The 8830-nt window shown below is 51.4% G+C and carries 14 protein-coding genes; 3 read left to right on the top strand and 11 right to left on the bottom strand.

The features are described from left to right. From mobQ to B5F87_RS19555, 9 genes are all read right to left on the bottom strand, one after another. On the bottom strand, nt 1-699 hold a 699-nt coding region (gene mobQ / locus B5F87_RS19600), incomplete at its 3' end, for a MobQ family relaxase (RefSeq protein WP_143405301.1). Between the two features lie 189 nt (nt 700-888). Then, nucleotides 889-1185 (bottom strand): DUF3847 domain-containing protein, encoded by a 297-nt coding sequence (locus tag B5F87_RS19595; protein ID WP_087284230.1) that lies wholly within the window; start codon nt 1183-1185, stop codon nt 889-891. Then, complete coding sequence (locus tag B5F87_RS19590) at nt 1125-1664, bottom strand: sigma-70 family RNA polymerase sigma factor (RefSeq protein ID WP_087284227.1); 540 nt, start codon at nt 1662-1664, stop codon at nt 1125-1127. Before B5F87_RS19590 ends, B5F87_RS19595 begins: the two co-directional genes overlap by 61 nt. Next, the gene (locus B5F87_RS19585; protein WP_087284224.1) at nt 1661-2122 is read right to left on the bottom strand and encodes a sigma factor-like helix-turn-helix DNA-binding protein; all 462 of its coding nucleotides are present in this window, start codon (nt 2120-2122) and stop codon (nt 1661-1663) included. The genes B5F87_RS19590 and B5F87_RS19585 overlap by 4 nt, the downstream gene beginning before the upstream one ends. A 10-nt stretch (nt 2123-2132) precedes the next feature. Next, the gene (locus B5F87_RS19580) at nt 2133-2585 is read right to left on the bottom strand and encodes an RNA polymerase subunit sigma-24 (protein ID WP_087284221.1); all 453 of its coding nucleotides are present in this window, start codon (nt 2583-2585) and stop codon (nt 2133-2135) included. 103 nt (nt 2586-2688) lie between these two features. Continuing rightward, nucleotides 2689-3102 (bottom strand): sigma factor-like helix-turn-helix DNA-binding protein, encoded by a 414-nt coding sequence (locus B5F87_RS19575; RefSeq protein WP_087284218.1) that lies wholly within the window; start codon nt 3100-3102, stop codon nt 2689-2691. 476 nt (nt 3103-3578) lie between these two features. Further along, a complete protein-coding gene (locus tag B5F87_RS19565; protein ID WP_158097114.1) occupies nt 3579-3893 on the bottom strand; it encodes a GntR family transcriptional regulator in 315 nt (104 codons plus the stop codon). 11 nt (nt 3894-3904) lie between these two features. Further along, the gene (locus tag B5F87_RS19560) at nt 3905-4192 is read right to left on the bottom strand and encodes a metalloregulator ArsR/SmtB family transcription factor (protein WP_087162335.1); all 288 of its coding nucleotides are present in this window, start codon (nt 4190-4192) and stop codon (nt 3905-3907) included. A gap of 94 nt (nt 4193-4286) precedes the next feature. Beyond that, entirely contained in the window at nt 4287-4841 is a 555-nt protein-coding gene (locus B5F87_RS19555; protein WP_242964599.1) for a helix-turn-helix domain-containing protein, read from the bottom strand. A 170-nt stretch (nt 4842-5011) separates the two neighbouring features. On the opposite strand from B5F87_RS19555, the gene B5F87_RS19550 reads away from it, so the two are divergent. From B5F87_RS19550 to B5F87_RS19540, 3 genes are read left to right on the top strand one after another with little or no spacing between them, the layout of a single operon-like run. Continuing rightward, nucleotides 5012-5215 carry a PLD nuclease N-terminal domain-containing protein gene (locus B5F87_RS19550; protein WP_087162334.1) on the top strand — a complete coding sequence of 68 codons (204 nt, stop codon included), beginning with the start codon at nt 5012-5014 and terminating at the stop codon, nt 5213-5215. Beyond that, a complete protein-coding gene (locus B5F87_RS19545) occupies nt 5212-6129 on the top strand; it encodes an ABC transporter ATP-binding protein (RefSeq protein WP_087162333.1) in 918 nt (305 codons plus the stop codon). Before B5F87_RS19550 ends, B5F87_RS19545 begins: the two co-directional genes overlap by 4 nt. Further along, entirely contained in the window at nt 6126-6884 is a 759-nt protein-coding gene (locus tag B5F87_RS19540; RefSeq protein WP_072849230.1) for an ABC transporter permease subunit, read from the top strand. The genes B5F87_RS19545 and B5F87_RS19540 overlap by 4 nt, the downstream gene beginning before the upstream one ends. Nucleotides 6885-6927: 43 nt before the next feature. Here the strand turns inward: B5F87_RS19540 and B5F87_RS19535 are convergent, their stop codons facing one another. Then, complete coding sequence (locus B5F87_RS19535) at nt 6928-7281, bottom strand: TnpV protein (RefSeq protein ID WP_087162332.1); 354 nt, start codon at nt 7279-7281, stop codon at nt 6928-6930. A gap of 26 nt (nt 7282-7307) precedes the next feature. Then, the coding region (locus B5F87_RS19530) for a DUF4368 domain-containing protein (RefSeq protein WP_087284212.1) at nt 7308-8830 on the bottom strand (1523 nt) is incomplete at its 5' end.

The raw sequence follows: 8830 nt of genomic DNA, 5'->3' as shown, positions 1-8830 counted from the left end.
CAGGTGGACAGAGGGGATTTTATCAATGCCCTGTCGCTTGTAGCTGCGGTGGTCTACCAGGGCAGGCTGACCGGCTGCCTCCAATGCCCGGTTGGTATAAGCCGCCCATGCTGCTCGCCAAATCTCCACATTCCCTTTGTCGTTCCAGTCGGTGGTGTCCTCCCGGTGGTTCTTCCAGCCGCCTCTCTCGTCCGGGATGCGCTGGCCGTTTTCGTCCAGGTCGTATGCCTTGCGGCACTTCGCGCCCCATGCGCCGTTTTCTTTTAAGGGCCGGACGGTCAGCATGATATGGACATGGGGGTTGCCGGTTCCCTTATCGTGGATGGCGAAGTCGGCGCACATCCCCTTGTCCACAAAGTTGCCCTTCACATAGGCCCGGACAAGGGCAAGCTGCTGTTCCCTGGACAGTTCACGGGGCAGGGCCGCCTCGATCTCGCGGGCAAGCTGGCTGTCCCTGGCTTTCTCGATCTGCTCCACACTGTTCCAGAGGGTGGAGCGGTCTGAAAATTCAGGCGGGGCATGGGCGGGCAGCATGATTTCCGCATGGACAACGCCTCTTTTGCGGGTGTAATCGTGGGTCAGGCCGTCCCATTCATTCGTCAGCTTGGTTCCGCTTCGGTAGGCGGCTGCGGCAACAGCGGAACGGCCCTCGCTGCGCTTGATGATACTGACGGGGATGTGGCAAAAATCTATGGGGATCGCCTCCTTTCGGTGCGGGGTATTCAGGCCGCAGGGGACGGGACAGCCGCTTGCGGATGTTCCGTGACCTGTGGCGCACAAGGGGTTTGGGGAGTGTAGCTCCCCATCGCGGACGAAGTACGCAACAGCCCCCGGCAGGGCGCACGACACCGGCAACGGTGTATAAGTGCGCCCTTGTAAACAAGGGACTTACGGCTTGTCCCCGGATTTCGGCAGTTTTGCGGCCAGTTCCGCCGCCCCCGGAAGATGGGACAGGGCAATCAGAAACGCTTTGACCTCTACGCCGGGAAGGTCGGGGGCCAGAGAAAAAACGCCCTCCAAAATGGCCCCGCGCTCAATCAGGCGGCGGGTGCGGGCCTTGCGTTCCTCGTTGCGCTGCTTGTTCTCCAAAATCTTCTGGCGGTTCTCAAGCTGCCGGATCTCCTTCAGGACTTCTTCGCGCTCGTCTTTTTTCGGTTTCGCTTGGGTGGTGATTTCTTTGTGCATATCGCTTTCTCCTTTGGCGGCTCCATCCAGCCGCGCTTGATATAATATTTCTGTAACTTGATGATGGCGTTGCGTACCGTGACAATGGCAGCCGATGTGGTAAAGCCCTCGGCCTCGGCAATCTCCTTGAAGGGCTTGCCCTCCCAAAACCGGGCATGAAGGCAGCTTGCCTGCCGGGGTGTCAGAGTGGCAAGGGCCTCCTGGAGCCGTTCCACCATCAGGGCGCGGGCGGCCTCCTGTTCCCGTTCCGTTTCTTTCTCCATCAGAAAATCCTCCGGGGAAACGGCCTGCTCCGGGAAATGGTTTTCCATGCCGGGGGATGCGTCCAGAGAGTAACAGTGATAGTGCTGTTTGGCGTCATTGGCGTCCTCTGCTCGGCTTTCCTCCGCAATGGCGTCTGCCACCTCATCCGGCACTTCCACAAGGGTGTCCTTCTTGCAAATCGGGTAGTAGTATTTTTTCAGGTTGATGGTTTTCATAGGCTGCTTGTCCATTTCCGGCGTATGAAGTACCGGCGCAGCCGCCGGAGCGCCGCATGGATGGACTTCCCCGCCTGGGATGGGGTAATACCCTCCATCGCAGCAATGTCCTTCACTTTCATCCCCAGCATATACCGGGCATGGACGCGGCGGGCCTGCGTTGGGGGCAGAGAGGAAATGGCCTCATAGAGCCGCCGGAGCAGTTCGGCATATTCGGCCTGCGCCTCCTTTTCCACCAGGCAATCCTCCGGCGATGGCTGCGCCCAGCCGATGGCGGCGTTCTCAATCCCATCATCACAGTCAAGGGAGTAAAACGCCTTGTAGCGGTACATCTTGCGCTCCCTGGCGGCCTCGGCCCGCTTGTCCAGCAGGAACGCCTCGACAATTTCATCCGACACCTCCACAAAGGTGTCCTCGGTGCAGAACGGGTAATATTGCTTGAGGTTGATCGTCTGCATAGGCCCGCCCTCACTCTGCCGGGAAAAGGCCGTCATAGCAGCGGCGCATATTCCGCAGGCCCCGCCGGATGGCAATACTGACCTTGCTGCTGTGTACGCCCTCCATCCGGGCAATTTTCGGCTGGTTGATACCGGCGATGTAGTAGGCCCGGACGCGGCGGGCCTGTGTGGGAGTGGCATGGGCCAGAGCCTCCGGTAAGGTGGCAACCAGCCGCAGGCGGGCGGCCCGTTCCTCGCGCTCCAAAAGGATTTCCTCCGGCGATCTGCCGTGTTCCAGCGCATAGTTCTCCGTCCAGCTATATGCGTCCAGGGAGTACCAGGCGCGGTGGTAGACCTTCCGGCGCTCATAGTTGTTCATCTCGCGCTGGGCCTGCCGCATGGCCTCCCAAACCTCGTCGCTGACCTCCACAAATTCGTCATGCCGGTAGTGGGGATAAATCCACCGCAGATTGATTGTTTTCATAGGCTTACCTCCTGAAAATAGGAGAGGCGGGCAGCTTGTCCGCTGTCCGCCTCCCGCTGGGATAAGGGAAACAATCCCTTTCACTTGGTAGCCCGAAAAGGGGTCATTCGTATGGGTGGTTTCTCAAAATTTTTTTGAAAATTTTTCTGACCGCTTCAATGGAGCCTTGCACCGAACTCTTGGAGCAGCCGCACAGGGCAGCGATCTCCGAAAAACTCAGCCCGTCCAGGGCATAGAGCAGGAACCGGCGGCGCTGGGCCTTGGTGCAGGTGTCCAGGACGGCCATCAGCTCGCCCAGCGTTTCCATGCGGCAAAGGTATTCCTCCGGCGTTTCGCCGTAGATACCCACGCCCTCGGTGGCAACTATGTATTCGTCAAACTCCCGGCCATCCCAATGCCGCCGCTGCTCATGGGACAGGTTTTCGGCTTTGTGGTCGGCCCGGTCAAGAAATTCATAGACTTCCAGCGTGACCTCCACGGCCACAGCTTGTCCATTGTAATTGATGGTGACTTCCATCGGCCTTTCCTCCGTTCAGATTTTTGCGGGAAAATCTGAACGGGGCGGCGGGGAACGACACCGGGGGCAGGGTTCGGGCCATGCTGGCCCGATGTTCCGGCCCCATAGGTATGAAAAAGCGCCCGGACAGCAGAAAGCTATTCGAGCGCAAAAAACACGGTATTCAGTTACATTGTGACAATTTTCGCACTGGCTGCCAGACGGGGGCTGTTCGGTGGCCGGGATTTTTTTGACGATAGTGCAAATATCGTCTGAATTTGTCGGCGGTCAGTGTGCTTCATGGCGGCTCCCTCCTAAAGCCGCCGTCACCGTTGAAACCGGGTCGTCACTCTTTGGGCATAAGGAACGGCGGCCTTGATGTTACTCAAAACCGCCGCAGTACCCCGAAAATCCATTATGGGCGTACAAAACTGCCTGCCCTGCAACGGTTTTTTCTTTCCCCGTCTGGCGGGGCAGGATAGCTTCAATATGCTGTTTTAAATTTCCACTTTTGCTTTTGCAATAAGATATTCTTCTTTTATGGATATAAGATAGCGTTGACGATAAGCTGTTATTTGGGTGCTATCAGAAGTAACAGCATATCCCACCCTTAAGTTTTCAACTACTCCTTGTTGCTGCAACTCCCGGATCGCTTTTCTGACAGTTTCTGGGCTACATCCTGCTTTTTTTGCGAGTTCCGCGTAAGAGGGGAGTTTTTCTCCCTGTGCATATTCTCCATGTAAAATACGAAAGAAAATCTCATTTGCAAGGCGCAAATATATTTTTTCTCGAACATCAATATCCCAGCCCATAGAATTGTCCCCTATATTTGTGATTGATACAGACCTGTAAGCCATAAATACACTTCATCCAATGAGCCGCGATTGATACTATATATCCTCCGTTTTTCTACTTGACGACAGCAAATTAAGCCACTCTTTAGCAACAGGGAAAGATGATAAGAAATCGAGGCAGGTGTTATCTGAAAATATCCTGCAATCTCTCCCGCAGAGTGGGGTTTTTGGTTTAGCCGCATTAAAATTTCCCGTCTGGTTTGATTTGATAGTGCATGGAATTTTTTGTCCAGTGCATTTTCGCGTTCATTGCTCATGACACATCTCCATTGTTACCGATAATAGAATATTACCATTATGGAAACATAAAGTCAATAGAAAACGCCCTTGTATCCATAGGGCGTTTTCTCTCTATTCGTCTGCTTTATGCTCCGGGGAGATTATCAATCCAACGGTTCTTAATTTGCGATCCGGCTCTAGTTTGTTATCTTGCAGCGGATATAAGATTTGAGCAATATCCGATACTACTTTTTCCAGTTCTTCATCCGTCAAATAAACATGGGAAAGGCTAAGACCAGACCGATCCATCTTTATATCAATTCCCGGTGTTTCGCAATATTCTTGAAAAATCTTGGCGAAGGTTAAAAAATACTGAAAGAACATCTGCATATAAATGGCGCCGGAATTTTCTCCGAGAACTGATGGAGGATCAGACGGGTCAAAAGTTAATGCGTAAGTCTTTTCAACCGTTCCGCGTATTGGTGTTTCATTAACAATTTTCAATAGTCCATCATCGGTCATTCGTTTTAAATTACGATAAAGTGTAGTTTGAGGAATATCCGAGCATTTTTCAGCCAGATACTTCGCGGTAACTTCCCCCCGACGCATTATTTCTATCAGCAGGCGGCTCTTGGCCGGATTTGAAATACATTCCATAATCTTCTCATTCAAATTCTTGCTGCCCATGTTCAACCTCCTTTTGTGAAAATATTACCACCGTGGAAACAAAAAGTCAAGGGAGGGTATTGCTTTTTTATTTCCATTATGGTAATATAACCTGTGCGGGAATAATAAGGTGAAAATACCGATGCCCCGCAAATACAGATACGAATTATAACAGTAGGAGGTAAATTGGTATGTCTTTGTTGCAGGAAATGTTTCCACTTCTTATTCCCATCTTTGTGATTGATGTGATCCTTGCCGTGGCCGCTGTCCGGCATATTCTCCGGCATCCGCATTATCGCTTTGGGAACAGGGCCATGTGGCTTGTAATCTCTCTGATTATTCTTATGTTTGGCCCGATTATCTATTTTGTTTTTGGGAGAGGTGAGGAAAAATGAATGTGCTTTCTATACGCAATCTATCTAAAAGTTTCGGGCAGCAGCAAATTATAAAAGATCTGAATATGTCTGTTCCAGAGGGTAGCGTTTTTGGCTTCATTGGGCAAAACGGCGCAGGAAAAACAACAACAATGAAAATGGTCTTGGGGCTTTTGCAGCCCGATCAGGGAGAAATCCTTGTGTGTAATAAGCCAGTTAATTTTGGACAGACTAAAACAAATCAGTATATTGGATATTTGCCGGATGTGCCGGAATTTTATAATTATATGACTGCCATGCAGTATCTTACACTGTGCGGAGAAATTGTTGGCCTTCCCAAAGAAATCATTTCTCAAAAAGGGAAAAAGCTGCTTTCCCTTGTCGGTCTTGATGGTGTAGGAAAGCGCGTTGGCGGTTATTCGCGTGGTATGAAACAGCGTCTTGGAATTGCACAGGCGTTATTGGCTGATCCTAAACTGCTGATTTGCGATGAGCCTACCAGCGCCCTTGACCCGGTAGGAAGAAAAGAAATCTTGGATATTCTTTACAAAATTCGTGGGACAACAACAGTTTTATTTTCAACACATATTTTATCCGATGTTGAGCGCATTTGCGATCATGTGGCACTCTTGAATGACGGTAATATCGCTGTTGGCGGAACACTATCAGAAATTAAGGCGCTGCACAGCCATGACAGTCTGTTGATTGAATTTTCAACCGAGGCTGATTTGCAGCATTTCAAAGAATGCATGACAGGCCAATCACTTCTGAACGGATCAGAAGAAAAGGGGCGGGAAATTGTAATACACAGCCGGGAGATGAAAAAGGCCCAGCATACCATCTTCTCCACTTTGGCCGAAGCAGATATTGCGCCGATTAAGGTGGAACTTATGGAGCCGTCGCTTGAAAGCCTGTTTTTGGAGGTGATAAAATGAAAGGCTATATTGCGTTTGTAAAAAAAGAGTTTGTAGAAAATCTTAAAAACTATCGCTTTTTAATCCTGTTTGCAATCTTTGCGATTTTCGGAATGTCCAGTGCTTTCCTGGCAAAATTCACGCCGGAAATTATAGCTGCATTTGGAGCCGGATTAGAAATCACCGAGGAACCTGTCGCCCTTGACGCATGGCAGCAATTCTTTAAAAACATATCTGGCATTGGATTTAGCGCATTTATCATTCTGTTTGGAAGCTGTATGTCCAGTGAGTATTCCAAAGGTACATTGCTCCTGCTGGTGACAAAAGGACTGGCAAGGCCATCTGTGATTATGGCAAAGTACACGGTAGCAGCAGTATCTATGACGGTTAGTTTTTGGGTGAGTTTTGTAGGGGCCTATGGATATACATATTACCTTTGGCCGGATGCTTCGCTTTCAAATGTCGTACCGTCTGCGTTTTTTATGTGGATGATTGGATTTCTCTATCTTAGTATCCTCATACTCGGTTGTGTTCTATTCAAGCAGACTTTTACAAGCATCCTGTTTACTGGCGGGATTGTAGCCCTGTTCTCTGTTTTAAGTGTTGTAAAACCGTTGTCTGCCTTTAACCCGGTTGTCCTCACTTCACGAAATGTTGACCTGATTTCAGGAGAGATTACCATGACGGAGTTTCTTATTCCATTTATTATTTCAGTGGTTTTATCTGTGATATTTTTAGCGGCAGCAATCAGGGCATTTAATAAAAAACAATTATAACCTCCGTATAACAAGGTCCCGGATTTTTCCGAGACCTTGTATGTTATTCGTTAATGATTTCATTCAAAATCATTTCCTCCACCTGCGCTTTCAGCGTGTTCATCAACCCCACCCAGCGCATGGGGTCACGGGCTTTCAGTTCCTCGGTGACGCCCGCCGCCTCCATCATGCGGGGCAGCATGGCGTCCATGCGCTCCCGCGCCGCCCGGTCAATCTCCAACAGGTGCGGGTATAGCTTTTCGCTCAAAATCAAGCTGCTGTAAAGACCGGGCCGGTGTTCCTTCAGGTAGCGTTGCCGCATACGGCCATACTTGCCGATGGGAGCCTCCGGCTGCTCGGAAAGTTTCAGGTCGGGGATGTAGTAATCTCCACAGCGGGTGTAAGCTAATTCGTTCATGTTCGTCCTCCTTTGCACTGTGATGGTTAAACTGCGGCACTGGCCGATACGGTGGCCTTGCGCGGCTCCTGCCTGGGTAACTGGCTGACGGGGATAAAAACGCCTTTTTCCATATCCTCGGCCCGGATCGCGGCCTTTGCTGCCTCCACCTGGGCCTTGCGCTTGGCATTGTAGCGTTCTTCCCATTCCTTCTGCTTGCCGTTTGCCTTGCGGCGTAAGTAGTTCTGGTGAAGCCTGTCCTTGCGTTCCTCCTTCTTCCGCAGTTCTTCCTGTTCCTCCGGGGTCAGGGGAACCGGCTGCAAGGCAGGCGGGATATACCGGCCCACAAAATTGAAGTAGATTTCAACCTCCTGCGTGGTGTCCTGGCTGCCTTTGCGGGCGCGTTCATGGACAAGGATTTTCTCTACAAACTCGTTGAGCATGGTGTTTGTCAGCGTGTCGAAATTCTCGTACTTGTCAATCAGGGCGATAAACTTCTCCGCAGATTTCCGGCTCTGCTCATAGCCGGTAACGGCCTTTTCCAGTTCCGCGATTTCCGCATTGAGTGCGTCCTGCTCTTTGGCATACTGTGCGTCCAGGGCCTCATACCGGGCGTCCGGCAGTTTACCCAGGGCGTTGTCCTCATAGATTTTGCAGATCAGCTTTTCCAGTTCTCCGGCCCGCTTTTGGGCGGCGGCCAGCCGTTTTCGCTTCTTGGAGATGTCGGCAGTCTGCTGGGCGGCCTGCGTTTCCTGGACGGTGCGGATAAACTCGGCCCGGTCATTTTTGGAATACTCCGCGATGGCCCGGAGCATATCGGTTATCAGGGTCAGGACGGCCTCGGCCCGGATGCGGTGCTGTGTGCCGCAGAGCGTCCCGCATGGGACTTTGGTGTACTGGCTGCAAGTAAACTGCGGATCGCGTTTTCCGTTGTAGGTTCGGTGAACATACATCTTGCCGCCGCAGTCGGCGCAGTACATCAGGCCGGTCAGAGGGTGGGCCTCGCCCCAGCCATCCGGGTAGCGCCTGACATTTGCCCGGATGCGCTGCACATTGTCAAAGGTTTCCTGGTCGATGATGGCCTCATGGGTATTCTCGAAAATCGTCCACTCGCTTTCGTCAACATAGTGGCTTTTCTTGTCCTTAAAGTGCTTGCGGGTCTTGAAATTGATGGTGTGGCCCAGGTATTCCCGCTTTTTCAGGATGTTTACAATGGTGGATGATCCCCAGCCATAGGGGTCTTTGACCGGCTTCGTCCTGTTTACTCCTTCGTGAAAGCGGGCCAGATGGACAGCGGGGATTTCAACCTTTGCCTCGGACAGCAGCTTGGAGATTTGATAGGGGCCGTAGCCCTCCATCGTCAGGGAAAAGATACGGCGTACTACTTCGGCGGCTTCTTCGTCCACAAGCCAGTGTTCCCGTTTTTCGTCCCACAGATAGCCGTAAATAATGGTGCCGGTCAGGTGCTTGCCGCTCATGCCCTTGGACTTGAACACGGAGCGGATTTTCCGGCTGGTATCGCGGGCGTAAAACTCGTTCATGATGTTGCGGAAGGGCGTAAAATCATCAT

The sequence above is a fragment of the Eubacterium sp. An3 genome (assembly GCF_002159465.1).
GTDB classification, from domain to species: domain Bacteria; phylum Bacillota; class Clostridia; order Lachnospirales; family Lachnospiraceae; genus Anaerobutyricum; species Anaerobutyricum stercoris.
Note: the sequence above shows the minus strand (reverse complement) of the source record. Positions and strands in the feature narration are given on the sequence as shown.